The following is a 25,004-nucleotide window of genomic DNA, read 5'->3' as shown; positions in this document are numbered from 1 at the left end:
AGGGCCAGCGGTTCAAATTGCGACACGATCGGCAAGCAGAGCCTCCTGCCCTCTCCCCCAACCCCTCTCCCGCTCGCGGGAGAGGGGAGCAAACCAAGCGGGATAGTTAAGCAATTTCACTTCCACGCATACCTCACCCCCACCCTCACCGCGTACTGGTAATAATCCTGCTGCCCCCAGGACCCGGACACATTGGCCCATCCCGTCAGTCGCTTCCCAAGATCCACGTTCGCCCCCAGCTTCACTTCAAACCGGTTATGCGGATACATCGTGTCCACCGGCAGTTGATTGAACGAGATGGTGCTGTCCGTATTGCTGTACCACCAGTTCAGCGTGAGATAAGGCTGCACGCGCTTGCCATCGTCGCGCTCCCAGGTGCGATGCGTACGCACACCAAGCCGGGTGATCAACCCCGACGAATCGGCGCCCCGGATGCGCGTGCCGTTCGGCTCCGTGACATCATCCTCGTCGTAGTGCGCGTAGATCAGTTGCGCCTGTGGTTCCACCACCCAGCCATCGCGCATTGGCACCGCATAGCCAACCTCACCCGATAGCGCCAGGGCCTGCGCGTTGTATTTCACGCTCGGCAGCAAGTCGCCCTGCACGCGGTTCGTGAACCAGCCGTACTGGAACCACGTATCGACATAGGCCCCGAGCTTCTTTTCGTCGTTCTGATACCACGTGCCGTAGGCTCCCACGCTCCAGCCTTCGACCTTGCCCTTGGCGCGGAAGCCGTTGCCCAGGGCTTCGGCATCGGTCGTGGCGGTGCCATAGCTGAGCATCAACCCCGCATGGCCGCGATCGGTGTTCGGGCCTTCGCGCCAGCGGGCAAGTTCCAGGCCGCCGTGCAGCAGGAACGAATCGGTCGATGTCTTGAACACACCATCCTTGCTGCGCGCCCCCTGCCAGTTGCCCACTGCGCGTAGCCAGGCGGCACGCGGCTTATCCTGCGCGGGATCGAAGCCTTGCTGCTCGACGAACTGCAACTCGCCAAGCCTGTCATGCAGGCTATGGACGAACATCTGGCCCGCCAGCCGCTGGTTGGCCTGATACGCGCCCACCTCGGGACGATAGAGCGGCTGCGGCGGGCTGGGCGGTGTGGGATCGACACTGCGCTCCGAGCGCAGATACCAGACATCGGTGTTGGCACCGTTCTGGTCGCCACGGAACAGCCGGTACTCGTACGCGCCCGCCACCGCACGGCCGTTCAACGCAAACGCATTCGGATCGCTCGCGGCAGGAGACTTGTTCATGATCTCGACCAACGGGATGCCACTGGCCACCGTCAACGCGCCATCGCCGCCGCGATTGGTCACCGATACCCGCGTGGGGCCGCCTGCGCCCGTGGACGTGGCATCCACCACCAGCATGTCCGAGCGGCTCGCGGCGCCGCCTTCGTCAAGCACCGTGTTGAGTTTCAACGCCCCGCCGTTCGACACGAACTGACCGCCCCCATTCGCCCCCGCAGTCTGTCCGCCCGTGATGACCAGCACGTTGCCCACCGCCGTGCCACCGCCTGTCAGGTCGATCGTGCCGGTGTTGTTGAACGTATTCACGCCAAGCAGTTGTCCCTGCACCGCACCGCCCAGCGTGGGAGTGTTCGCTGCCTGCCCAAGCGGCAAGTAGGCGTTGAGCGTGTCGAAGTAGACGATGGCATCCGCCGGGGTGCGTACCGCACCATCTGCCCCCGGTTGCGCCGCGAGCCACAGCGTGCCGTTGTTGTTCACGACGTTGGCACCGCTCGTGCCCAGGTTCGATACCGCCACGCGCCAGATATCGCGTGCGCCCGAGCCGTTCAGGTCCGCGAAGCGGCGCAGATACCATGTGCCCGTATTGTCGATCGTCGAGGCGGACGTGAATGCCGTGACCACGCCGGTCATCTGGCCTGCGTTTACCAGTGACAGGTTGCCCGCCGACCCGGCATCCGCGGCCACTGCGAAATCGCTCAGCGCCCCAAGACTCGCACCGTTGCGGACGCGCTGCGTGGCGCCGCCCACTCTGATGCCCGCACTCGTGCTCCATCCGCCCTGAACGGGCTGCGTGCTCGATACGTCGACGCTGCCGCCCACCGACGTGGCGTCGATACCCGATGAGTCCACGCCGCGCGTGGTGATCGCGCCACCATTTGCCACCGTGATATCGGCAGCGCCGGTGCCCACCGCGTAGATGCCTTGCGAGGACAAGTTGCCGAGCGTCTGGATCGCGCCCGTATTCGTGATGGTCTGCGCACCCGTACGCGAAAAGCTCCAGATGCCGCGTTGCAGGTTGCCACGCGCCGTCAGCGCGCCGGCGTTCTCGATGGTGACCGTGCCTTCGCCGGTGTTGCCCGTGCCAGTGGCACTACCCGCCACGATGGCCGCGCCCGAGCCGTTCACGTCGATGCTCGTCCCCGTGAAGCGCACCGACACCGGGCCGCCGCGCGTGGTGGCCTGCAGGCCGAATGCCCCGGCACCTGAGCCATCGCCCGTACCGGCATCCGAGTGCGTGACGATGACTCCGCTCGCGGCAATGGATGCCAGCGCAGTCGTGGAATCGTTCGTGACGTAGATGCCGTTGGCATTGCTGTGGAACGTTTCGATCCGCGCGCCGGTGTAGTTGACGGTCGCCTCGCCGTTGGTGGAATGCGCGCGGATCGCGGCGGCGCCAAAGCCCGCTACGGAAAACGCGCCGCTATAGTCGATGCCCACATTGCCGTTGACCGCGCTCGCCGTGATGCCGAAACTGCGTGCGGTCGCGGCATTGCCGAGCACCGTGATATCGCCCGTGCCGGTAATCGTGGCGTTGCCCGCGCCCGTGGCAATCACGTAGATGCCGCGCGAACCGTCGAGTGCGGCGGCGCTACCCACCGCGATCTCGCCCGTGTTCTCGATCTGCACATTGCCGGGCGACGGATTGACGTAAATGCCATGGCCATTGATGCCCGTGGTGAACAGCCGTCCGGCGTTGCGGATCGCGATGTCGCCACCCTTGCTGCCCGTGCGGATCGCGGACCCGGCCGTGCCATCGGTGGAAATCGCACCGGTATTGACGATGGTGGTGGCGCCGACGGTTCCCCCTTCGACGAGGATACCCATGCCGTTCTCGGCAATTGCCTGGATCGCAGCGGCGTTGTTGACGGACACCGCGCCGGTGGTGGCCTGGCGCACACGAATGCCTGCGTGATTCGCGGCGCCCGCCTCGGGACCGGGTTCCTCGGCGTTGTCGTTGAGTATCGTGCCGGTGTTGTCGATCACCATCGACACGCCGCTGCCGATCTGCACCGAAGTCTCGCCTGCCCCCGTTGCCTTGATCCACACGCCGTTGCCGCCAGCCGTTGAGATGGTGCCGGTTCCGTTGTGCGTCACCGTGGCATTGCCGCCGCCCGGGGCGTTGATCTCGATGCCGTCGTGCTCGTCGCCAATGACCTCATTGCGAATGTCCAGCCGCGTACCCGCCGCCACGTCGATCAGGCTGCTGCCGAGGGTGTTGTTGATGACGGAGACCGCATCGAGCGCTGCGGCCCCCGACACCGTGACCGAGGTGGGTCCGCCCGAGAAGCGGATCGTGGCGTTGCCCAGCCCGCCGTTGACCTGCGCGCCAATCGCGTTGGCTGCGATGGCGCTGGCATTGGAAACCGTGCTGCCAGACACCGAAATCGTCGCATCGGCCTGCTGGCCGTACGCACGCAGGCTGGGTCCGGAGGCCGATGAGAAGGATGCGCCATCAAGGGTCTGGAGGGACGCCGCCGTGCGGACGGCCGGTGTACATGCCACCGTGGTGGTGTAGGTGCCGCCCAGCGGAATATTGCACGATCCCTGCGCACGCGTCGGTGCAGGCAGGGCCAGGCCGAGCAAGGCAATGCCGAGATAAGGCGTTGGGGATGGCGAACGTCGGGAACGCTTCGATTCGGACATCGGAATCTCCCTGCGCTGCCGGGATCGGCAGTCCGATGCGAGTTTGCGTCCGAAATCACTGAAACATTATTGAATGTTTCAATTTTGACACTTAAGTGAAATCAGAAAATGACATGCATCATCCCGCCTCAGGCGGTGGTCAGTGCCGGCGTGTCCGCCGCGTCGGCACTGACAGGCAGCCCTGACGGCACGGCAGTGTCAGACTTTGCAGATTCAGCAGATGAAGTGGCGGGAGCGGCCTCCACCACCATGCTCGACCCCACCACGAACTGGTTGCGGCCGCGCTGCTTGGCCTGATACAGCGCGCGATCCGCTTCCGCGAACAGGCTGCGCCAGAGTCCTTCCCGGCCTGTTGCACCGCCGCGAAGCTGGGCCACGCCGATGCTCACGCTCGCGTGGCCGCAACCAGCCCCTTCGCCTGCGGGCAGCTCGATCAGCCGCACCTTGCGCAGGATGCGGTTGGCCAACGCGGTGGCCTGGTGCTCGTCGGTATGCGGACACAGAATGCAGAATTCCTCGCCGCCATAGCGACCAGCGATATCCGAAGCGCGGCGCGAGTTGTCCAGTGCGATGGCGATTTCGCGCAGCACATGGTCGCCGGCATGGTGGCCGTGCCGGTCGTTCACGGCCTTGAAATGGTCCACATCGATGACCAGGCAGGACAGCGCCTCGCCTTCGCGCTGCCAACGTGCCGCCATCGACATGGCCGTCACATCCAGCGCCCCGCGGTTCAGCAGACCGGTTAGCGCATCGAGCCGCGCGCCGCTCTCATTGCGCGCGATGATCTGTTCCATCGCCATCAGGCTGAAGCCGAACAGGCCCAGCAGTACAGCAATCAGCGGCGTCAGCGGCCAGACGGACGCACTGGTCTGCAGGAAGAACGGCGTGACAGCGATGCCCCGGAACGCGGCACCATAGCTGAGGGCCGCCACCTGCGCGCCGAGCAGCACCAGATGCGAAGCCAGCACCAGTGGCCCACCGATGCTCGTACGGCCACGGCGGCTGCGCAGCATCGTGATGATGGTGCTGAAAGACAGCATCGCCAGCATGCCGTACGCCATGCCATGCACGAACAACGGACCGTCGGGCAGGCCACTGGCCAGCGCCAGCAGCACCACGGTTACCGCACCAACGCCGCGCAGCAACAGGCGGTGATCGGGCAGACCGTAGTAGACACGTACGCCGCGATAGATGATGAGCCGGCCCACCACATACGCGCCGGCACCCAGCGCGGCCACCTGCGGCGAACCGTTGCCCAGGCCGACGCTGGCCGCCACGGCAAGACCCGCCGCCGATGCCAGCACATGTCCGGTGGCCCACAGGCGGCCGGCCTCGCTCGCGCGCAGCGCAAGCACCAGCCCCGCGCCCATGACAAGCGTGCTGGAAAAAACCACCATCATGACGACCAGAATGGTCTGCTGAGCCAGGTGCAAGGGAATCGGTGTCCTCTGACGCTACCGGGGGCGACTGCCGTTATTCGCGTTAACCCTGAAACGGGTCCCCGACGCGGATAACGGAGGATAGGTGCGGCGCGAAAACACGCATCATAGCCCGCACGCAAGGCGCGGCGGCACCCCCGACAAGCCGGGTACCACGGCGTTGTAACGCAATGAAATATCGGCGCGAACACGCGCGTGACCGAGTGAAGGAACGTCCCGGCAATCCGGCGAAATGCCGGTCTTTCGATCAGTCGTCGAGCGGCGGCGCTTTGCCCGACGTTGCGGGCTTCACCGCTGGAAACGTACCGCCCAGCGCGGCGGTCAACTGCCGCGCGGCATCGAGTACCTGCTCGCGAAAGCCGTCGGAGAAACGCGGCGTGGGGCAGGTCAGCGTCAGCGCCCCGCGTAGTGCGCCATCGGGGCCGAACACCGGCGCCGACACACCCGCAATATCGGGGCTGCGATCCCCGATCAGTGCGATCACCCCTTCGTCGCGGATCTTCTGATAGACCTCGCCACGCGCCCCGGCAAAGGCGCGCAGCACGCGCCCACCGGCACCACGGTTGCGCGGCAACAGATCGCCAGCGCGGATGTGGTCGCGCACCGGTTGCGGAGAATCCACGCGATACAGGCACAGCCGATGCTCGCCCTGCTCGACGTGGAACGCGGCCGATTCATTGGTCACGCGCACCAGCTCGCGCAAGGCAGGCATCACCACTTGTTCCAGCGAGAACGACGCGGCGTAGACCGCATTGAGCCGCGCGATCTCGGGCCCCAGGCCATAGCGCCCATCCGCATGGCGCTGCACCATGCGCGCATGTTCCAGCGATGCCAGCAACCGCAGCAACGTGCTCTTGTACAGGCCGCTGCGCTGCGCGAGTTCGGCCAGACCGAGCGCGCCGTCACCCTCGCGAAACACCGACAGCACGAACAGCGCACGGTCCACGGCAATGGCGCCACCGTCGGCGGAGTGCTTGTCGGCTTCGGATAACTGGGCGGCTTTGCGTGGCATGGAGGAAGGGTCTGGCGGTCGGAACGGCCGTCCACCGTATAGAACGGCCCCGTTGTTGTCAATCCAGCAACAACCGGGGTTTTGTCTCACCTGGCGTCACCAACCGCTTCCACGCACCCACGGCAATCCCGGTATGATGGCGACTTGCGGGTTTTCCCTAGGTCGTCATACGTGCGATGGAGAATGCCCGTTCCCTCCAGTGCCCCCAAGATCACGATGTCTGCCTCAAGCCCCTTACCGGTCACGCCGCCGCATGCCGAACCCACTTCCGGCGATGTGACGCGCCGCATTCTTTCGGTTGTCTTTTTCAACTTCATTGCCTATCTCGCCGTCGGCCTGCCGATTGCCGTGGTGCCGGGCTTTGTCCACGGCGACCTGGGTTACAGCGCCGTGCTGGCGGGCCTTGCCATCAGCATCCAGTACCTGGCCACGCTCTTGAGCCGCCCTTGGGCCGGCACGCTGTGCGATACACAAGGCCCGAAGCGTTCGGTACTGACCGGACTCGTACTGGTCACCGGCAGCGGCCTGCTGACATGGATCGCGGCATTGTTCGCCGGCACCGACTGGCTCGGGCTGGCGTGGCTGTTCGCGGCGCGCCTGATGCTGGGTGCGGGTGAAAGTCTTGTCACCACGGGCACGATCGCGTGGGGCATCGGCAGTGCCGGGGCACGTCATACGGCCAAGGTGATTTCGTGGAATGGCATCACCACCTACGGTGCGTTGGCAGTGGGTGCGCCCATGGGCGTGCTACTGGCCGGTCATGGCGGGCTGGCGATCATCGGCATCGTGACCACGTTGATCGCGGGCATCGCGTTGCTGCTGGCACGCCGCCGCGCACCCGTGCCGATCCTCAAGGGCGAGCGCCTGCCCTTCCGTCGCGTGTTCCGTGCGATGACGCCATTCGGCCTGTGCCTCGCCCTGGGTTCGGTGGGATTCGGCGCGATCACCGCGTTCATCACGCTCTACTACGCGGGCCATGGCTGGGATCACGCAGCGCTGGCACTGACAGCGCTCGGCACCTGCTTCGTGCTGGCCCGCCTGCTGATGGCGAACAGCATCACACGCTTCGGCGGCTATCCGGTGGCACTGGTGTCGTTTGCGGTGGAAGCAGCCGGCCTGGCCATTATCTGGATGGCGCACGCACCGTGGCAGGCACTGGTTGGCGCCGCCGTGGTCGGTTTCGGTTTCTCGCTGGTGTTCCCGTCGCTCGGCATGGAAGCCGTGAAGCGCGTGCCGGCGACCAATCGCGGATCGGCACTCGGCGCCTACTCGCTGTTTCTCGATTTCGCGCTGGGTCTGACCGGCCCCATCGCCGGTCTCATCGCCAAGCAAGGTGGCTACCCGGCGGTCTATCTGTTTGCGGCGGTGTGTGCCGTGGCCGCGCTGATCCTGAGCCAGGTGCTGGCCGGACGCTATCGCGAACAGATGGCGCCGGCTACCTGATCCCGCGTCTTACCGGCGTTCGCAGCAATACGCCTCGGTGCTGTACGGGAACGCCACCGTGTCGTGCCCCTGCAGCGCCGGATCGTTGGCGATGACCGCATGCAACTTTGCGCGCACGGCGTCCTGTTCCGTCGCTGGCAACGATGCGATGAAGCTCACCGACATGATGCGGTCGACGATCACCTGTTCCGGATCGCCATCGTGCGTATAGGGGAGTTTCTGCAGCGCCAGCGGCCCGAATCCCTCGGCGGGAAATACTGTCTTCCAGTCGCCCTTGTAGAAGCGCGGCGCATCGCCCTCGTAGGGCGTCATGATCGTGGTGAGTTGCGCCACCCAGGGCACCGATTCGTCGCGCACATTCCAGATCAGGCCGAGGCGGCCACCCGGTTTCAGCACGCGGCCGATCTCGCGCATGGCGGCTTCATTTGCGAACCAGTGAAACGCCTGCGCACACACCACGGCATCGACGCTCGCATCGGGTAGCGGCATCGACTCCGCGCTGCCTGCGAGCGCCTGGACATCGGGAAGTTTCGAGGAAAGCTGGGCGCGCATGGCGTCCACGGGTTCCACGGCGATCACCCTGGCGCCCGTAGGCAGCAGCAATCGCGTGAACTTGCCTGTGCCGGCACCGAGGTCGACCACGACCTTGCCGGGCGCCAGCCCTAGTGTGTCGCGCAGCCAGTCGGCCAGCGCGGCGGGGTAGTCGGGACGCCCTCGGGCGTAGGTATCGGCCTGGGTCGAGAAGCCCTGGGCGGCGGCATGATGGATCGCGTTCATGACCCGACACGATACGCCGCCTGCCCGCCTTCGGCAATCATCCAATGGTTCAGTGCTGCTGTCCCCAGCGGCGCACGGTCAGCCGTTCGAGCGTGGTGAAGACGAGCCCTTCCACGGCCAGCCCGATCAGGATCACCGTCGCCAACCCCGCGAACACGCGGTCGGTATAAAGCTCGTTGCGGTTCTGGAAGATGTACCAGCCCAGCCCGCCCTTGCCCGACGATGCCCCGAACACCAGTTCGGCCGCAATCAGCGTGCGCCATGCAAACGCCCAGCCGATCTTGAGGCCCGACAGGATTGCCGGCAACGCCGCAGGCACGAGGATCCGCACCACGTAGCGCAATCCGCGCAGACCGTAGTTGCGCCCGGCCATGCGCAGTGTCTCGGGCACACCGCGAAATCCCGCGTACGTATTCAGTGCCAACGGCCACAGCACGGAATGAATCAGCACGAAAATCAGGCTCTTGCTGCCCAGCCCGAACCACAGCAGCGCGAGCGGTAGCAATGCGATGGCCGGCAGCGGATTGAACATCGCGGTCAGCGTCTCCAGCAGGTCTCGTCCGATACGCGTAGACACGGCTGCGGTGGTCAGCACGAACGCCAGCAGGATGCCCGCCGCGTAACCTTGCAGCAGGATCGACAACGACACGGCAGCCTTGCCCGGCAACTCGCCGCTGGCCACTGCATCGCCAAACGCACGCGCCGTGGCCAGGAAGGTTGGCAGCAGCAAGTCGTTGTCCTGGATACGCGCGGCGATTTCCCAGATCACGGCCAGCACGGTGAGGATCACGGCCTTGCGCAGCCAGCCCTGCTGCCACAGTTGCCGATACCACGGTAGTCCGCGCGACAGCGGCACGGCGGTGAACGGTTCGAGTACGCGCTCGTATTCGGGGCGGATGGTCGGTTGAATCGTCGTCATGTTCAATGCCCTGCTGCGATCACGCGTTCCTGCGCGTCGTGTGTCTCGGCAGGCGTCTCGAACAGCATGTTGTGGATGCGCTGCGCGGCGTGCTGGAATTCCGCACTGCCCTGACTCGCCAGCGAGAACTGGTGACTGTTCAGCTCCGCTCGCACCCGGCCCGGATGCGGCGACAGCAACAGGATGCGACTCCCCACCACGAGTGCTTCTTCGATCGAATGCGTGACGAACAGCAGCGTGAACGCCGCGTCGTCCCACAGCGCGAGCAGTTCTTCCTGCATGCGCCGTCGCGTCAGCGCATCGAGCGCCGCGAACGGCTCGTCCATCAGCAACACCTTGGGCCGCATCGCCAGCGCGCGCGCAATGGCCACGCGCTGTTTCATGCCGCCCGACAGCGTGTGCGGATACGCATCGGCAAACGCGGCCAGTCCTACCTTGTCCAGAAAGTGCATGGCCGTATCGGCAGCTTCCGCCTTCGACATCCGGCCTGATTGCCGCAGCGGGAACATCACGTTCTGCTTTACCGTCTTCCACGGCGGCAACTGGTCGAACTCCTGGAACACGACGATGCGGTCCGGTCCCGGCGCGCGCACGTGCTGACCTTCGAGCCGGATCTCGCCTTCGGCGGGCGGCACGAAGCCAGCCACGGCCTTGAGCAATGTCGATTTGCCGCAGCCCGATGGTCCCAACAACACGAAGCGATCCGCCGCGTGCACGTCGAAGCTCACCTGATGCGTGGCACGTACCACGCGCTGCGGCGTGCGGTATTCCAGCGATACGCGATCAACCTGCAGCAACGGCTGCGGCTGCGACACCACGCGCAAGCGCGCGCCGCCATGCAATGCTTCTGCCATATCAGCTCCCCTTGGCCGTGGCTGCGTCCTGGAAGAAATAGTCCTGCCACGACTTCGGCTGGTTCTTGATGGCGCCCACGCGATGCATGAACGCGGCCAGCGCGTACGTGTTTTCCGGCGTGATCTTGAACTGGACCTGCGGGTTCTTCAGGATCTTGACCAGCAGCGCGCGATCGATCTTCGCCTTGTTCACGCGGATGTAGAGATCGGCGGCGGCCTCCGGATTCTTCGTCGCAAACTGCGCGGCTTCGGCCAGTGCATCGACGAAAGCGCGATACGTCTTCGGGTTTTCATTCCGGAATTTCTCGGTGGCGTAGAGCACCGTCGCCGATGCAGGACCGCCGAGCACGTCATACGAATTCAGTACGATGCGCGCGTTCGGATTGCCAGCCAGTTCCTGCTCCTGGAACGGCGGATTGCCGAAGTGGCTGTTGATCTCTGTGCCGCCGGAAATCACTGCCGCAGCGGCGTCCGGATGGGGCACGGCAACCGTCCACTTGTCGAGGCGATTGAATTCCTTGTCGCCCCACTGTTTCGCCGCCGCCAGTTGCAGCACACGCGACTGCACGGACACCGTGACCGCCGGCAATGCAATGCGATCCTTTTCCGTGAAATCGGCAATCGACTTCACCTTCGGATTGTTCGAAACAAGGTAGTACGGGAAGTTGCCTAGCGACGCCACGCCCTTCACGTTCTGCTTGCCGTGCGTGCGGTCCCACAGCGTGAGCAGCGGGCCCACACCTGCACCGGCGATATCGATGGCACCCGACAACAGCGCGTCATTGACGGCCGAGCCACCGGAGAGCTGCGTCCATTCCACCTTCACATCGACGCCCTGCTGCTTGCCGTGCTTTTCGATCAGTTGCTGATCGCGCGCCACGTTCAGCAGCAGATAGACCACGCCGAACTGCTCGGCAATGCGAATCTTGCCTTCCGCATGGGCCGTGCCGGTCACGGCGAGGCCGGCGGTCAGCAAGGCCAGCGTGGCGCGGCGGGTCAAGGTAGTGGCGGACGAAAACAGGGACATGCGGGGACTCCGGGGCTTTTTCGGTAGGGTGATGATTCGATGCGGGATCAGGACGGCCAATCAGAATGACCGATCAGAACGGTGTGTCGCCTTCGATCGTCGTGCGGTACATCACGCGACGCAGATGGTCAGGCGTGCCGGCTGCAAGATGCAGCAACGAGCGGTTGTCCCAGAACACCAGGTCGTGCTCGCGCCATAGGTGGCGATAGACGTGTTCCGGCTTCACGCTGTGCGCGAACAAGGTATCGAGCAGCGCGCGGCTTTCATCCTCGGGCAGGCCGACGATGCGCGTCGTGAAATGCTCGCTGACAAACAGTGCCTTGCGACCCGTCTCCGGATGCGTGCGCACCACGGGCTGGATCACCGGCCTGACCTGCGCGATCTGCTCGGCCGTCAGGTTTGGACGCCACGGACTGCGCTTCTGCAATTCGGCGTAGCGCGCAAGATAGGTGTGTTCGGCTGTGAGTCCTTCCACCTTGCGTTGCAGCTCGGCAGGCAACGAATCCCACGCGGCGTGCATGTTGGCGAACAGCGTGTCTCCGCCTTCCGCTGGCAGTTCGATCGCATGCAGCAGCGAGCCCAGGCTCGGCGTTTCCTTGTACGAGAGATCCGAATGCCAGAAATGGCCTGCGTCGCCGAGACCGATCGGCTTGCCATCCTTCAGCACGTTGGAGACGATCAGGATTTCGGGATGGTTAGCCAACTGGAACTGATTCAGCACGTGGATCTGCAGCGGCCCAAAGCGGCGGCTGAACGCGATCTGCTGATCGGGCGTGATGCGCTGGTCTCGAAACACCACCACGTGGTGATCGAGATGGGCACGATGGACGCGCCGGAAATCCTCGTCGGACAGCGGCTGGTTCAGGTCGAGTCCAACCACTTCGGCGCCAAGCGCGGCATCGAACGGGCGGATCTCGAAATCCTGGAGGGTATCGACTGCAAAACTCATGACGGGCTCTCTGGGGGAAGGGCACAAGCCTTGCACTGTAGGGAACCGCCATCGCGCAGACAACGAATCAAATCGCGCCGCGTTATACGGCGGGTGCATATGCGAAGGAACGCATAAGCAAACGCGGTTTCCTTCGTTCCGGTGTGACGATGCGGCGTCTTACGCTGCCCCGCTGGGTCAAGAAAACAAAAGGAAACTCGCATGTCACTGTCCAACCCCGCGCGCCGGCGCATCCTGCTGGCCGGTGCGGCTGGCTTCGGCGGTTCGCTCCTGACGGGTATCGCCCATGGCCAAACCGGCGACAAGCCCGAGACGCTGCGCATCGGCTACCAGAAATCCTCCACGCTGATGATCTGGCTGAAATCTCGCCAGACGCTGGAGCAGGCGCTCGCGCCGCGCAAGGTCACCGTGCAGTGGCATGAGTTCACATCCGGCCTGCCGCTGCTGGAATCGCTCAACGTCGGCAACCTCGACCTGACTGCAGATGTAGCGGATGCCGTGCCGCCGTTCGCGCTGGCTGCTGGTGCCAACCTGACGTACTACGCGATCGAAGCACCCTCGCCTACGGCGCAGGCCATCGTGGTGCGCCACGATTCACCGATCCGCTCGGTCGCCCAACTCAAGGGTCAGCGCGTGGCGTTCTCGAAGGGCGCCGGCGCCCACTACCTGCTGCTCGAAGCATTGAACGAAGCGGGATTGTCGATGCGCGATATCGAACCGGCCTACCTCACGCCCGCCGATGCCCGCGCAGCATTCGAGCGCGGCAGCGTGGCGGCCTGGGTCATCTGGGACCCGTTCCTCGCTGCCGTGCAACGGCAGGCGAATGCGAGGATCTTGCGCGACGGCTCGAAGCTGTCGAGCTACCGGAGGTTCTATCTGGCTGCCACGCCCTACGCAAACCGCCGCCCGGACGTGCTGGCCACGGTCTACACCGAACTGAAGCGCGCGGGCGAATGGCTCAAGGCCAATCCGACGGAAGCCGCTGCGTGGCACGCCCCGCTGATCGGGCTGGATGCCGCCACGGTGGAAGCGGCCAATGCACGGCGGACCTACCAGGTGCAGCCCGTGGATGCGCCCGCGCTGGCGGAGCAGCAGCGGATTGCCGATGCGTTCACGGGGCAGTCGATTTTGCCGAAGAAGGTATCGGTGGCGGCATCGCCGGTTTGGAAGCCGGTGTAGATCTCTCGCTCTGTTTTTGCTCCCCTCTCCCATGCAATGGGAGAGGGGCTGGGGGAGAGGGCCGGAGGGTCTGCTTGCCGACCACATCGTAATTTGCACCGCTTGCCCTCTCCCCCGCCCCTCTCCCGCAAAGCGGGAGAGGGGAGTAAACCACGCCCACAGCAATCGAAATCAAACGCGCGCCACCGCACGCCCATTCCTCTTTCCGTCTCCTATAGTCGAAAGCAGCAGCGTTCACGAGATGCTGCGCCGCATCGCACAAGGGGACCACCACATGGGCACTGTTGCGCGCTTTGAGATTGGTTTTACCCGCTATCTTTCCCCCGAGGGTGTTCCCGCACCCGACCTTCCCGACTTTGCCCGCGATCCGGCTGCGTTGCTGCCGCTCTATCGCGCCATGGTGCTGACCCGGCAGTTCGATCTCAAGGCCATTGCGATGCAGCGCACCGGCCAGATCGGTACGTTTGCGTCGGCGCTGGGGCAGGAAGCGGTGGGCGTTGGCGTCGCCACGGCGATGCGAACCGACGATGTCCTCGTGCCGTCCTATCGCGATCACGCTGCGCAATTTGTGCGGGGCGTCACGATGACGGAGAGCCTGCTGTATTGGGGGGGCGACGAACGCGGCAGTGCTTTTGCCGCAGTGCCGCACGACTTTGGCAACTGCGTGCCCATCGGCACCCAGGTGGGCCATGCGGCGGGCATCGCCTTCGCGCTGAAGCAGCGCAAGCCCGGTGCCGTGGCCGTCTGCATCATCGGCGACGGCGGCACGTCGAACGGGGCTTTCTACGAAGGGATGAACATGGCTGGTGCCTGGCAGGTGCCACTAGTCATCGTCATCAACAACAACCAGTGGGCCATCTCGATGCCGCGTGCCAGGCAGACGGCGGCGGCCACGCTGGCGCAGAAGGCCATTGCGGCAGGCATTCCCGGCGAACAGGTCGATGGCAACGACATCATCGCCGTGCGGCAGCGTGTTGACGACGCGATCCAACGTGCGCGCGAGGGCCGCGGGCCGGCGCTGATCGAAGCCGTAACCTATCGGCTGGGCGACCACACCACTGCTGACGATGCGTCGCGCTACCGTGACGATGCCACGGTCAAGGAAGCCTGGCGCCACGAACCCATCTCGCGCCTGCGCACCTATCTGGCGAGCCTCGGTGCATGGGATGCCACGCGTGAGGAAGCGCTGATCGGCGAATGCCAGCAGGCCGTGGCCGATGCGGTGCAAGCCTATCTGGCGCTGCCGCATCCCGATGTCTCGGCCATGTTCGACTGCCTCTACGAAACGTTGCCCGATGCCATGGCCGCGCAGCTCGACACCGCGCAACGCTACGCCCAGACGAACGCCAGCACGGAGACCGATCATGGCTGAACTGCATCTCGTGGAAGCCGTGAACCTGGCCCTCGCCTATGAACTCGCGCACGACGCTGACGTGGTATTGCTTGGCGAAGACATCGGCGTCAACGGCGGCGTCTTCCGTGCAACGGTTGGCCTGCAGGCGCGCTTTGGCGAGACACGCGTCATCGATACCCCGCTGGCCGAAGGCGGCATTGTCGGCGCAGCCATCGGCATGGCGGCGATGGGTCTCAAGCCCGTGCCCGAAATCCAGTTTGCCGGCTTCATCTATCCGGCCATCGACAACATCCTGAATCACGCCGGCCACATGCGGCATCGCACACGCGGTCGGCTCGGTTGTCCGATGGTCGTGCGCGCGCCCAGCGGTGCGGGCATCCATGCGCCCGAGCATCATTCCGAAAGCCCCGAAGCATTGTTCGCCCATATCCCGGGGCTACGCGTGGTGATGCCGTCCTCGCCCGCGCGTGCCTATGGCCTGTTGCTCGCGGCCATACGCGATCCGGATCCCGTGATCTTCTTCGAGCCAACGCGGCTGTATCGCCTGTTCCGGCAAGAAGTGCTCGACGATGGTCAGGCCCTGCCGCTCGACGCCTGCTTCACGCTGCGCGAAGGCACCGACATCACGCTCGTGAGCTGGGGCGCGATGGTGCAGGAGACGCTCGCCGCTGCGGAGCAACTGGCCGACGAAGGCATTTCCGCAGCGGTCATCGATGTGGCCACGCTCAAGCCGCTCGATATGGAAACGATCCTCGAATCGGTGGCGCAGAGTGGTCGCTGCGTGATCGTTCACGAAGCACCGCGCACTGCGGGCGTAGGCGCCGAGATTGCCGCGAACCTGGCCGATGCGGGACTGTATTCGCTGAGCGCACCGGTGCAGCGCGTGACCGGCTACGACACCGTGGTGCCGCTGGCGCGGCTGGAACACAGCTACCTGCCGTCCGTGGCACAGATCGTCGATGCCGCGCGCCGCGCGCTCGACGCCGCCTAGCGTTCAGAAACCAGAGGGAGACAACGATGCGGACCTTCAAGCTGCCCGACCTTGGAGAGGGCCTGCAGGAAGCCGAGATCGTGACGTGGCACGTCAAGCCCGGTGACAGCATTGCCGCAGACCAGCCCCTGCTTTCGGTGGAAACCGCGAAAGCCATCGTCGAGATTCCTTCGCCGTTCAGCGGAAAGGTCGCGCGACTCTTCGCGCAACCGGGCGACATCGTGCACCTGGGTGCACCGCTCGTGGGCTTCGAGGGCGCGGGCGCTTCCGATGATGCGGGCACGGTAGTGGGTGCGGTCAAGGTCGGTACACATGTCGTGCGCGAAGGCGAAACGCGCGTCGGCGCGGCAGGTCTGCAAGGCAGCCACGGCCTGCGCGCCACGCCAGCGGTGCGTGCACTGGCGCGCAAACTGTCAGTCGATCTGGCGATGGTCACCCCCTCCGGCCGCGATGGCGTGATCACCGCCACCGATGTGCAACGCGTAGCCACCACGCTGGCCGAGAACGGTCCCGCCGATATCGTGCGTGGCGTACGCCGTGCCATGGCGCAGAACATGGCCCGCGCGCAGAGCGAAGTGGCCGCTGCCACCGTGATGGACGATGCCGACCTTCACGCGTGGCAAGTCACCGCCGCAGGGCGCGACGTCACCATCCGGCTCGTGCGCGCACTCGTGGCAGGCGTGCGTGCGGAACCCGCACTCAATGCGTGGTACGAAGGCAAGACCGGACGCCGGCATCTGCTCGAACGGATCGATGTGGGTATCGCCGCGGATCTGCCGGAAGGATTGTTCGTGCCCGTGCTGCGCAACGTGGGCCAGCGCGACGCCGCCGACCTGCGCGCCGGGTTGGACCGCATGCGCGCCGATGTACTGGCACGTACCATCGCGCCAGAGGAGATGCGCGGCAACACCATCACGCTGTCGAACTTCGGCATGATCGCGGGACGATACGCGGCGCCCATCGTGGTGCCGCCCACCGTCGCCATTCTCGGCGCGGGCCGTATACGCGCCGAGGTGGTGGCCGCCAATGGCGTGCCGGCAGTACACCGGGTGATGCCGCTGTCGCTGACATTCGATCACCGCGTGGTCACGGGCGGCGAGGCCGCGCGGTTCCTGCGTGCCGTGATCGCGGACCTGGAGCGTGCGGACTGAGCGATTCACCACACACCGCCGCGTGTGACGCCCACGATACCGCTACACTCCCCATTTGCCGCGCCAGTTCCTATACTGGATTGCGCATTTCCGTGGTCCCATCCCCCTGCCCATCTCATCGAAGGAACTTTCATCATGGCTATCCGTATTGGCGAGACCGCGCCCGACTTCACTGCAGAAACCACCGAGGGCAAGATCAACTTCCATGAGTGGATCGGCGACAGCTGGGCCATCCTGTTCTCGCACCCCAAGGATTTCACGCCGGTCTGCACCACCGAACTCGGCTACATGGCCAAGCTGAAACCCGAGTTCGAGAAGCGCAACACCAAGGTCATCGGCCTGTCGATCGATCCCGTGACCGATCACTCGCGCTGGGCCAAGGACATCGAGGAAACGCAGGGCACGGCCGTGAACTACCCGATGATCGGGGATGCCGATCTCAGCGTATCCAAGCTCTACGACATGATTCACCCCGAGGCCAGCGGCAGCGGTCCGCGCACCGCCGTGGACAACGCCACCATCCGCTCGGTGTTCTGGATTGGACCGGACAAGAAGGTCAAGGCGATGCTGGTCTATCCGATGAGCGCGGGACGCAATTTCGACGAAGTGCTGCGCCTGCTGGACTCGCTGCAACTCAATGCGAAACACACCGTGGCCACGCCCGTGAACTGGAAGCCGGGCGACGACGTGATCATCCCGACGTCGGTCTCCGACGAGGATGCAAAGAAGAAGTATCCGGAGGGATTCAAGACGCTGAAGCCGTATCTGCGCACCGTGGCGCAGCCGAAGTAGCATTCTTTCCGAGAGGCAGAACTATCCACAGCTTGCGTGGATAATTGCCCTCTTGACAGCCCGCCAACCCGCGCCAGCGCTCGAAGGAGCTGGCGTGCCTTTTTTTTGGGCAAAACAGGGTGAAGGGGCAACCGATGATGTTACTCCCCTCTCCCGTGAAACGGGAGAGGGGTTGGGGGAGAGGGCTGGAGGTTCTGCTTGACGACGTGTCGCAAGTGGAACTGCTGGCCCTCTCCCCCGCCCCTCTCCCGCGAGCGGGAGAGGGGAGTAAACCGACAGGGAAAATACGTCCCTTACGGATGCCGCGCCAGCACGCCGCGAATCGTATCCGCCAGATCCTTCGCCAGGAACTTCGACACATACGCATCGGCGCCAACCTTGCGCACGTGTTCCTCGCTGGCCTCGCCGGACAGCGACGAGTGGATGACCACGGGCAGCGATTTCAGGCGTGCATCGGCCTTGATCTTGCGCGTCAGCGTGAAGCCGTCCATCTCGGGCATTTCCAGATCGGTCAGCACCAGTGCCACTTCATCGCGGATGGTCTTGCCCTGGCTGGCGGTCAGGTCGGCGATCTGGCCGAGCATTTCCCACGCTTCCTGGCCCGTCTTGGTCATCACCACGGGCACGCCCATGGCCTTGAGGCCGTTCTCGATCAGGCCACGCGCCAGTGCAGAATCGTCAGCGCACAGGATCTTGGTGCCGGGGCGAATGGTCAGTTGCGGCCCCACCGTGGCGGGGTCCACATCGGGCTGGCGCGTGGGCAGCACGTCGCGCAGGATCTGCTCCACGTCTAGCACCTGCACCAGGCGCGGGTTGTCGCCACCCACATCGAGCTTGGCGATGCTGGTTACCAGGCCGCCCTTGACGCTGGTCTCCGCGGAGATCACCTGGTTCCAGTCGAGCCGTACGATTTCCTCGACGGCTTCGACGGCAAAGCCTTGCGTCGAACGCGCGTACTCGGTCACCAGCATGATGTTGAGGCCCGACTTCGGCGAACATTCCAGCAGGCGCGGCAGGTCGATCACCGGAATGACCTGGCCGCGGATATCGGCCATGCCCAGGATCGACGGGCCGGCGCCCACCACCGTGGTCACCGATGGCATGACCAGGATTTCCCTGACCTTGAAAACGTTGATGCCGAACAGTTCGGACTGTCCGCTGTGGGTTGCATCGCCCAGTCGGAACAACAGCAACTCGAACTGGTTGTTGTTGGTCAGGTTGGTGCGCTCGTCGATGTCTCTCATCGCGCTGGTCATGCTGTGCTCCGCTGGCTCGGTCTATGAATATGGGTGTTGCCAAAGGGCTATCGGCCACACTTGCGGCCAGCTTTAGTGAAACTGTCGCCATCGGTGCGGGATTTCCATGGAATCGCATGCGTTGTGACGCATGACACGCACCGCAGGACCCACCGAGGGAAATCCCTGAGCCGTCGAAAGCACCGCCAGCCCGTGGTTATTCGGCGCGCGGCATGTTCCGCATCCGCCCCCGGTGATGAACCGCCGCAATGCCTCGCCTACCTTTGAGCCTCGCCGGATCCCGCCCGTCAGAGGCGTCGAACGGCACCCGGCCCCTGGTCGCTCATCACGATTCACCAGAGGCCGGACACCGAGGAACGAGACGCCCGCACCCTTGCCGATGCCGCCGGGACTCCGACCTCGCACCCGGAACCACGTGAGACGAGGCTGACGCCCGATCCGTACGCGGACGTGCGCAGCGCCCCAGCAAGGAGACACAACCATGATCGAACAGCCCTATCCGTCGGTGACGGACGTGCAGGACGTGGCCAGTGCGCCGCCGCAGCCCGGCAGCAAGATCGACCAGTATTTCCAGATCAGCGCGCGCGGCAGCACGCAGCGCCGCGAAGTGGTGGCAGGCATCACCACCTTCATGGCGATGGTCTATGCCGTGTTCGTGGTGCCGGGCATGCTCGGCAAGGCTGGGTTCGACACCAGCGCCGTGTTCGTGGCCGTCTGCCTGACCACGGCCTTCGGATCGCTGCTGATGGGCCTGTGGGCCAAACTCCCCATCGCCATCGGCTGTGCCATCTCGCTGACCGCCTTCATGGCGTTCGGTCTCGTGCTCGGACAGAAGCTGACCCCCGCCGTGGCGCTCGGCGCCGTGTTCCTGATGGGCGTGGTCTTCACGGCCATCTCTGTGACCGGCGTACGCTCCTGGATCCTGCGCAACCTGCCTGCCGGCGTAGCGCACGGTGCGGGCATCGGCATCGGCCTCTTCCTGCTGCTGATCGCTTCGAACGAAGTGGGTCTCGTGGTGAAGAATCCAGGCCCCGGCCTGCCTGTGGCACTGGGCCACATCACCGCCTTCCCCGTGATGATGTCGGTGCTGGGCCTGGCGGCGATCTTCGGCCTGGAACGTCGCCGCGTGCCCGGCGGCATCCTGCTGGTGATCGTCGGTATCTCGGCACTGGGCCTCGCCTTCGATCCGGCCGTGAAGTTCACTGGCATCTTTGCACTGCCCACGTTGTCCGCACCGGGCCAGGCCTCGCTGATCGGCGCGATGGACATTCGCGGCGCGCTGTCTGCAGCCGTGCTGCCCAGCGTGCTGGCACTGGTGATGACCGCCGTGTTCGATGCCACCGGTACGATCCGCGCAGTGGCCGGCCAGGCCAACCAGCTCGACGCCACGGGCCGCATCCATAACGGCGGCCGTGCGCTGACGGCGGATTCGGTCAGCTCGATCTTCTCGGCCTTCTTCGGCGGCGCACCCGCAGCGGCCTATATCGAATCGACCGTGGGCGTGGCCGCTGGCGCGCGCACCGGTCTGGCAGCCGTGACCGTGGGCGCCCTGTTCCTGGCCGTCATGTTCTTCTCGCCGCTGGCGGCGCTGGTGCCATCGTATGCCACGGCGCCCGCGTTGATGTACGTGGGCCTGCTGATGCTGTCGAGCGTGTCGCGCCTGCATATGGACGATCTGGTCGATTCCCTGGCCGGTCTGGTCTGCGCGGTATTCATCGTGCTGACCTGCAATATCGTCACTGGCATCATGCTCGGCTTCTGCACGCTGGTGATCGGCCGGCTGGTGGCGGGTGAATGGCGCAAGCTCAATATCGGTACGGTGGCTATTGCCGTGGCGCTCGCCGCGTTTTATGCGGGCGGATGGGCAATCTAAGCAAAATCCGATACCGACAACGATGTCTCCTCCACCTGGGATGACCGGTGGAATTTCAGCCCCTGGGACCTTTCCGCCCGGGGGTTTTTTATTGTGAATCCGGCTTGTTCATTTAGCCCGTAGCGCCTTCGCCCACACGGCAACATGACAAAAATATCAATGCTGACAGCCAATCTGGCATCTCGGGGCCCCGTCCGGAAGCCAGTGTCACGCGGTTTTTTCGCGGAATTGCTGGTATTGCGCAAAGGAAAATCGGGGCCGAATAGTTTGCCGTGATTTACAGGTCTGATAGGATCTTGTCCGGTGCGTTGGCCTGCGGCGATATTTTTGCAGTGACGTGGTCCTGCAAAGTCCGATAAATCGGAGTTGGCTACAGCCCTGCACCCTTCCGGAGAAGTTTTTTTTACACAATTCGACGTTTGAATCGTGCTTTTTCGGAATTACTTTGTAATATTTTTGGTATGCGGACCAGATTGCGACCACGGTAAACTACCGCCAACTGTAACGGGGATCTATAAAATGCCGACTTACAAGCAACTGCTGGCTGAAAAAGAAGCGCTCGAAGCCAAGCTCAGCGAAGTGCGCGCCAATGAAGTGGCTAACGTGATCGAGCAGATTCGGCAATTGATGTCGGACTACGATCTGACCGCCGACGATATTGCGCCGAAGCGCCGTCGTGGCCGCCCGGCCGGCTCCCATGCCGCTGCGCCCAAGGCAGCGTCCGCACTGCCCCCGAAATATCGTGATCCGAAGTCCGGCAAGACCTGGTCGGGCCGTGGCCGCGCACCGGCCTGGCTGGGCAAGCGTCCGGAGCGTTTCCTGATCGAACAGGCAGGCTGATCCGCTTCGCGCTCTTCTGCAAGACAGAGGCGCGGCCCGTCATTGCGCCGGGCGCGCCTCGCAAAGATATTCCGCACGCAATGCCCGGAACCCCTGTTGCGAGGGTTCCTGCGCCAACGCGGCACTACCATCCGCCCTTGGCTGCAACCGCAGCACCTGCGCACCGCAATGCGTCGCAGCCTCGTCGCGCTGGAACCGGATTTCATACTGACCGCCCGTCTGCGGGACGAACGATACCCCCGCCGCACAGCGCATTTCCTCTGCCGGCGGCGCGGCATAGGACAGCACGGCAATATAGATACGCTTGCCCGGCACCACCTTGCGCTCACGCGTGCGCGATGCCGGCTCGGGCGAACTACCTGCCATGTCGAGCGTGGAATCGCGCCCCATTGCCGCGAGTTGCTTGCCCGTACCGGCCAGCACGCGCGGATACGGCTTGGGGCACCCGGCCGGGTCCAGCACGTTGAAGGTAGTCCGGTCGTCGGTATTGCTCACCACCCGCACACTGGCGAAAGGGGCGTCCGATGGCACGCGGTAATAGGACACGCAGCCGGCCAGCGAGACAGCCAGCACGGCGGCAATCGGCACGACGACAATCCTGATCCTGCGCATAGCGAGCATGAAGCGGACGGTTGAGCGACATTGGTGCCACAGCATAGCCAAAACCCGACTGCGCCAAGGTGGGATGCCCCACGTTGAGGATATCCACAGTTTCTGTGGATAATCTGTGCCTTTGGCGCGCTGCAGCCCAGTTTTCGCGGGTTCGCACCGGACTGCTCAAGAATTAGGCAATCCGTTGCATGGTTGCCGGCGGGTGGTTGCCAAACAGATGAATGTAGGTCAGGATTCCGGCAAACCCAAGGCCGGGCTCGAACTGCCCGGCGGCGATGTCTGCCAGCGCTCGGCAAGAAAATCGACGAAGGCCCGCACACGCGGCGGTACCAGTCGGCGCTCCGGCATCAACGCGTAAATGCCGGTGACAGCCAGCGGGTAGTCCTGCAACACCTGCACCAGCCGGCCCGTGCGCAGGTCGTCGCAGACATGCCAGGTGGAATGCAGCGCGATGCCGAAGCCGGCCAGCGCGGCATCGGACAACAGTTCGCCAGTGTTCGCCTCCACCCTTCCCCTCACGCGCACGGCAATCTCTCCCCCCTTGCCGTCTTCGAAACGCCAGACATCGGCCCGCCCCTGCGCACCCACCAGCACCAGGCACTGATGCCGCGCCAGGTCTTCCGGCGTTTGCGGCATGCCATGTTCCTCAAGGTATTGCGGACTTGCACAAAGCAGCCGGCGGTTGTCCGCCAGCTTGCGTGCCACCAGCGTCGAATCCTCCAGCGCGCCGATGCGGATGGCAAGGTCGAAGCCGCTGCTGACCAGATCGAGCACGTGGTCGCTCAGGTTGATGCTGAGGTTGACGCCCGGATGCGCGCGCAGGAATTCCGGCAATAGCGGGGAGATGTACTGCCGGCCGAAAGACGCCGACGTGGTTACCCGCAAGGTGCCCGTGATGCCACTGCCCGCCTGCCGCAGCGATCCGGATAACGCTTCGAGGTCTTCCACCAGCGCGCGGCCCTGTTCGGCCAGGACCGCCCCCTCGGGGGTGGCATGCAGGCGCCGCGTGGTGCGATGCAGCAGCCTGACGCCCAGTTCCCGCTCCAGCCGTTGCAGCCGCTGGCTGGCCACTGCGACGGAGAGGTCCAGGCTGCGGGCGCCAGCGCTGATCGAACCCAGGTCGAGCACGCGCAGGAACAACGAAATGTCACCGATGCGATCCATTATTCTCAATTGATTCTTGAAACTGATTATGGATATTGCCCGTTTTTCATAAGATCGAGAAGCCCCACACTTCGCCCCTGACCACTCTCTCTCTGCGGGCCTCTGCAGGACTTCCTCCCGCGCCCGCTTTCTCAGACGAAACCCCATGCCCCCTACCCTCGCTCCCAACACCGGCTCACGCATGCCGGCCGCACTCTATGCGCTGACTGCCGGGTCCTTCGGCATCGGCTGCGCGGAGTTCGTGATCATGGGTCTGCTGTTGCAGGTCTCGGCAGACCTTCACGTGACCATCGCCGCCGCTGGCATGCTGGTGTCCGGCTACGCGCTGGGCGTTTTTGCCGGCGCGCCCATCCTGACGCTGTTGACGCGCCGCATGCCGCGAAAGGCGGTGTTGATGGCGCTCATGGCGATCTACACCATCGGCAACGCCGCCTGCGCGCTGGCGCCGGACTACACCACGCTGATGATTGCGCGCGTGGTCACGTCACTGACGCATGGCACGTTCTTCGGCGTCGGCGCAGTGGTCGCCACCAGCCTGGTGCCACCGAACCGCAAGGCATCGGCTATCTCGATCATGTTCTCGGGCCTGACCCTCGCCACGCTGCTCGGCATGCCGGCTGGTGCCTGGCTCGGCCTGCATATGGGATGGCGCTCGACGTTCTGGGCAATGACGGTGATCGGTGTGATCTCGCTGATCGTGATCGCGCTGCTGGTGAAGTCGAGCCGCGACGACTCCGCGCCGGTTCGCCTGATCGATGAACTGCGCACGGTGGTCCGGCCGCAGGTCCAACTCGGGCTGCTCATGACGGTGCTGCAATCGATGGGCGTCTTCGCGGTGATCACCTATATCCAGCCGCTGCTGACGCGCGTGACAGGGTTCGGCGAAAGCGCTGTATCGCCCATCCTGCTGCTGTTCGGCGGCGGCATGATCGTCGGCAACATCATCGGCGGACGCATGGCGGACCGCCGTCCCACGGGCGCTCTCCTGGGCGCGCTGCTGGCGCTGACCCTGGTGCTTGCCACCATGACGCTGACGCTGCACCACCAGGCTGGCATGACCGTCTTCATCGCCCTGCTTGGCATCGCAGCGTTCGCCACGGTCTCTCCGCTGCAACTGCGCGTGCTGCGCCATGCGCGCGGCGCTGGTGAAAACCTTGCCTCGAGCTTCAACATCGCGGCGTTCAACCTGGGTAACGGTCTTGGGGCGTGGCTGGGTGGCGTCGTGGTCGAACGTGCATTGGGGCTCGGCGCATTGCCGTGGATCGCCGCACTCGCCCCGCTGGCCGCACTCGGTATCGCGCTGCTCGCCGTACGGATGGAGCAACGGGCGACGGCGATTGCGTCGGCCTACCATCTGGACGCCGCTTGACCCGTATCAACGAGGGGACGGTCCAACTTCCACATGATGCCCGCATGATGCGGGCGTGCTCCGGTTCATAGCAAGACACGGCACCTGCGCATTGACTCCACGCCTTGTTA

General features: G+C 64.6%; 20 protein-coding genes. 9 read left to right on the top strand and 11 right to left on the bottom strand.

All coding sequences use genetic code 11. The features are described from left to right. Window positions 1-116: 116 nt before the first annotated feature. From GA566_RS17315 to GA566_RS17305, 3 genes are all read right to left on the bottom strand, one after another. Complete coding sequence (locus GA566_RS17315; protein ID WP_160473492.1) at window positions 117-3,893, bottom strand: autotransporter outer membrane beta-barrel domain-containing protein; 3,777 nt, start codon at window positions 3,891-3,893, stop codon at window positions 117-119. Between the two features lie 128 nt (window positions 3,894-4,021). Continuing rightward, on the bottom strand, window positions 4,022-5,326 hold the full coding sequence (locus tag GA566_RS17310; protein WP_137924811.1) for a diguanylate cyclase: 1,305 nt from the start codon (window positions 5,324-5,326) through the stop codon (window positions 4,022-4,024). Between the two features lie 253 nt (window positions 5,327-5,579). Further along, entirely contained in the window at window positions 5,580-6,344 is a 765-nt protein-coding gene (locus tag GA566_RS17305) for an IclR family transcriptional regulator (RefSeq protein WP_137924810.1), read from the bottom strand. 216 nt (window positions 6,345-6,560) lie between these two features. Here GA566_RS17305 and GA566_RS17300 point away from each other — a divergent pair, with 216 nt between their 5' ends. Beyond that, entirely contained in the window at window positions 6,561-7,787 is a 1,227-nt protein-coding gene (locus GA566_RS17300) for an MFS transporter (protein WP_160473491.1), read from the top strand. Between the two features lie 9 nt (window positions 7,788-7,796). Here GA566_RS17300 and GA566_RS17295 read toward each other — a convergent pair whose 3' ends face one another. From GA566_RS17295 to GA566_RS17275, 5 genes are all read right to left on the bottom strand, one after another. Next, entirely contained in the window at window positions 7,797-8,564 is a 768-nt protein-coding gene (locus GA566_RS17295; protein WP_160473490.1) for a class I SAM-dependent methyltransferase, read from the bottom strand. Window positions 8,565-8,613: 49 nt separating this feature from the next. After that, window positions 8,614-9,483: an ABC transporter permease gene (locus GA566_RS17290; RefSeq protein WP_160473489.1), complete on the bottom strand. Its 870-nt coding sequence runs from the start codon at window positions 9,481-9,483 to the stop codon at window positions 8,614-8,616. A 2-nt stretch (window positions 9,484-9,485) separates the two neighbouring features. Then, a complete protein-coding gene (locus GA566_RS17285; RefSeq protein WP_160473488.1) occupies window positions 9,486-10,337 on the bottom strand; it encodes an ABC transporter ATP-binding protein in 852 nt (283 codons plus the stop codon). 1 nt (window position 10,338) lies between these two features. Further along, the gene (locus tag GA566_RS17280; RefSeq protein ID WP_160473487.1) at window positions 10,339-11,364 is read right to left on the bottom strand and encodes an ABC transporter substrate-binding protein; all 1,026 of its coding nucleotides are present in this window, start codon (window positions 11,362-11,364) and stop codon (window positions 10,339-10,341) included. Window positions 11,365-11,437: 73 nt separating this feature from the next. Beyond that, window positions 11,438-12,313, bottom strand: coding sequence for a TauD/TfdA family dioxygenase (locus GA566_RS17275; RefSeq protein WP_160473486.1), 876 nt, complete (start codon window positions 12,311-12,313; stop codon window positions 11,438-11,440). Window positions 12,314-12,514: 201 nt separating this feature from the next. Between GA566_RS17275 and GA566_RS17270 the strand changes: the two genes are divergently transcribed. The 5 genes from GA566_RS17270 to GA566_RS17250 all read left to right on the top strand — a co-directional run bounded on the left by GA566_RS17270 (window position 12,515) and on the right by GA566_RS17250 (window position 17,780). Further along, window positions 12,515-13,492 carry an aliphatic sulfonate ABC transporter substrate-binding protein gene (locus tag GA566_RS17270; protein ID WP_160473485.1) on the top strand — a complete coding sequence of 326 codons (978 nt, stop codon included), beginning with the start codon at window positions 12,515-12,517 and terminating at the stop codon, window positions 13,490-13,492. Window positions 13,493-13,766: 274 nt separating this feature from the next. Continuing rightward, complete coding sequence (pdhA, locus tag GA566_RS17265; protein WP_160473484.1) at window positions 13,767-14,864, top strand: pyruvate dehydrogenase (acetyl-transferring) E1 component subunit alpha; 1,098 nt, start codon at window positions 13,767-13,769, stop codon at window positions 14,862-14,864. Continuing rightward, window positions 14,857-15,837 (top strand): alpha-ketoacid dehydrogenase subunit beta, encoded by a 981-nt coding sequence (locus GA566_RS17260; protein ID WP_160473483.1) that lies wholly within the window; start codon window positions 14,857-14,859, stop codon window positions 15,835-15,837. Before pdhA ends, GA566_RS17260 begins: the two co-directional genes overlap by 8 nt. Window positions 15,838-15,863: 26 nt before the next feature. After that, on the top strand, window positions 15,864-16,988 hold the full coding sequence (locus GA566_RS17255; RefSeq protein WP_160473482.1) for a dihydrolipoamide acetyltransferase family protein: 1,125 nt from the start codon (window positions 15,864-15,866) through the stop codon (window positions 16,986-16,988). 135 nt (window positions 16,989-17,123) lie between these two features. Further along, entirely contained in the window at window positions 17,124-17,780 is a 657-nt protein-coding gene (locus GA566_RS17250) for a peroxiredoxin (RefSeq protein WP_160473481.1), read from the top strand. A 293-nt stretch (window positions 17,781-18,073) separates the two neighbouring features. Here GA566_RS17250 and GA566_RS17245 read toward each other — a convergent pair whose 3' ends face one another. Next, window positions 18,074-19,036, bottom strand: a complete 963-nt coding sequence (locus GA566_RS17245; protein WP_137924800.1) for a chemotaxis protein — start codon at window positions 19,034-19,036, stop codon at window positions 18,074-18,076. Between the two features lie 481 nt (window positions 19,037-19,517). On the opposite strand from GA566_RS17245, the gene GA566_RS17240 reads away from it, so the two are divergent. Then, window positions 19,518-20,909, top strand: a complete 1,392-nt coding sequence (locus GA566_RS17240; RefSeq protein ID WP_160473480.1) for an NCS2 family permease — start codon at window positions 19,518-19,520, stop codon at window positions 20,907-20,909. 519 nt (window positions 20,910-21,428) lie between these two features. Next, window positions 21,429-21,749, top strand: a complete 321-nt coding sequence (locus GA566_RS17235; protein ID WP_137924798.1) for an H-NS histone family protein — start codon at window positions 21,429-21,431, stop codon at window positions 21,747-21,749. A gap of 39 nt (window positions 21,750-21,788) precedes the next feature. On the opposite strand, the gene GA566_RS17230 is transcribed toward GA566_RS17235, so the two are convergent. Together GA566_RS17230 and GA566_RS17225 are read right to left on the bottom strand one after the other, a co-directional pair. Then, window positions 21,789-22,337: a hypothetical protein gene (locus GA566_RS17230; protein ID WP_346811205.1), complete on the bottom strand. Its 549-nt coding sequence runs from the start codon at window positions 22,335-22,337 to the stop codon at window positions 21,789-21,791. A gap of 252 nt (window positions 22,338-22,589) precedes the next feature. Next, window positions 22,590-23,525: a LysR family transcriptional regulator gene (locus GA566_RS17225; RefSeq protein ID WP_160473478.1), complete on the bottom strand. Its 936-nt coding sequence runs from the start codon at window positions 23,523-23,525 to the stop codon at window positions 22,590-22,592. A gap of 145 nt (window positions 23,526-23,670) precedes the next feature. Here GA566_RS17225 and GA566_RS17220 point away from each other — a divergent pair, with 145 nt between their 5' ends. Further along, window positions 23,671-24,894: an MFS transporter gene (locus GA566_RS17220; RefSeq protein ID WP_237380441.1), complete on the top strand. Its 1,224-nt coding sequence runs from the start codon at window positions 23,671-23,673 to the stop codon at window positions 24,892-24,894. Window positions 24,895-25,004: the final 110 nt, after the last annotated feature.

The sequence above is a fragment of the Cupriavidus sp. SW-Y-13 genome (assembly GCF_009793345.1).
Lineage (GTDB): Bacteria > Pseudomonadota > Gammaproteobacteria > Burkholderiales > Burkholderiaceae > Cupriavidus.
This window is presented reverse-complemented; position numbering and strand designations above follow the sequence as displayed.

Excerpts from the sequence above, each read along its gene's own strand:
- GA566_RS17285 (WP_160473488.1), bottom strand. The coding sequence starts at position 10,337 with ATGGCAGAAGCATTGCATGGCGGCGCGCGCTTGCGCGTGGTGTCGCAG.
- GA566_RS17250 (WP_160473481.1), top strand. The coding sequence starts at position 17,124 with ATGGCTATCCGTATTGGCGAGACCGCGCCCGACTTCACTGCAGAAACC.
- pdhA (WP_160473484.1), top strand. The coding sequence starts at position 13,767 with ATGGGCACTGTTGCGCGCTTTGAGATTGGTTTTACCCGCTATCTTTCC.
- GA566_RS17280 (WP_160473487.1), bottom strand. The coding sequence starts at position 11,364 with ATGTCCCTGTTTTCGTCCGCCACTACCTTGACCCGCCGCGCCACGCTG.
- GA566_RS17255 (WP_160473482.1), top strand. The coding sequence starts at position 15,864 with ATGCGGACCTTCAAGCTGCCCGACCTTGGAGAGGGCCTGCAGGAAGCC.
- GA566_RS17300 (WP_160473491.1), top strand. The coding sequence starts at position 6,561 with ATGTCTGCCTCAAGCCCCTTACCGGTCACGCCGCCGCATGCCGAACCC.
- GA566_RS17315 (WP_160473492.1), bottom strand. The coding sequence starts at position 3,893 with ATGTCCGAATCGAAGCGTTCCCGACGTTCGCCATCCCCAACGCCTTAT.
- GA566_RS17240 (WP_160473480.1), top strand. The coding sequence starts at position 19,518 with ATGATCGAACAGCCCTATCCGTCGGTGACGGACGTGCAGGACGTGGCC.
- GA566_RS17305 (WP_137924810.1), bottom strand. The coding sequence starts at position 6,344 with ATGCCACGCAAAGCCGCCCAGTTATCCGAAGCCGACAAGCACTCCGCC.
- GA566_RS17275 (WP_160473486.1), bottom strand. The coding sequence starts at position 12,313 with ATGAGTTTTGCAGTCGATACCCTCCAGGATTTCGAGATCCGCCCGTTC.
- GA566_RS17245 (WP_137924800.1), bottom strand. The coding sequence starts at position 19,036 with ATGACCAGCGCGATGAGAGACATCGACGAGCGCACCAACCTGACCAAC.
- GA566_RS17235 (WP_137924798.1), top strand. The coding sequence starts at position 21,429 with ATGCCGACTTACAAGCAACTGCTGGCTGAAAAAGAAGCGCTCGAAGCC.
- GA566_RS17220 (WP_237380441.1), top strand. The coding sequence starts at position 23,671 with ATGCCCCCTACCCTCGCTCCCAACACCGGCTCACGCATGCCGGCCGCA.
- GA566_RS17295 (WP_160473490.1), bottom strand. The coding sequence starts at position 8,564 with ATGAACGCGATCCATCATGCCGCCGCCCAGGGCTTCTCGACCCAGGCC.
- GA566_RS17225 (WP_160473478.1), bottom strand. The coding sequence starts at position 23,525 with ATGGATCGCATCGGTGACATTTCGTTGTTCCTGCGCGTGCTCGACCTG.
- GA566_RS17290 (WP_160473489.1), bottom strand. The coding sequence starts at position 9,483 with ATGACGACGATTCAACCGACCATCCGCCCCGAATACGAGCGCGTACTC.
- GA566_RS17260 (WP_160473483.1), top strand. The coding sequence starts at position 14,857 with ATGGCTGAACTGCATCTCGTGGAAGCCGTGAACCTGGCCCTCGCCTAT.
- GA566_RS17270 (WP_160473485.1), top strand. The coding sequence starts at position 12,515 with ATGTCACTGTCCAACCCCGCGCGCCGGCGCATCCTGCTGGCCGGTGCG.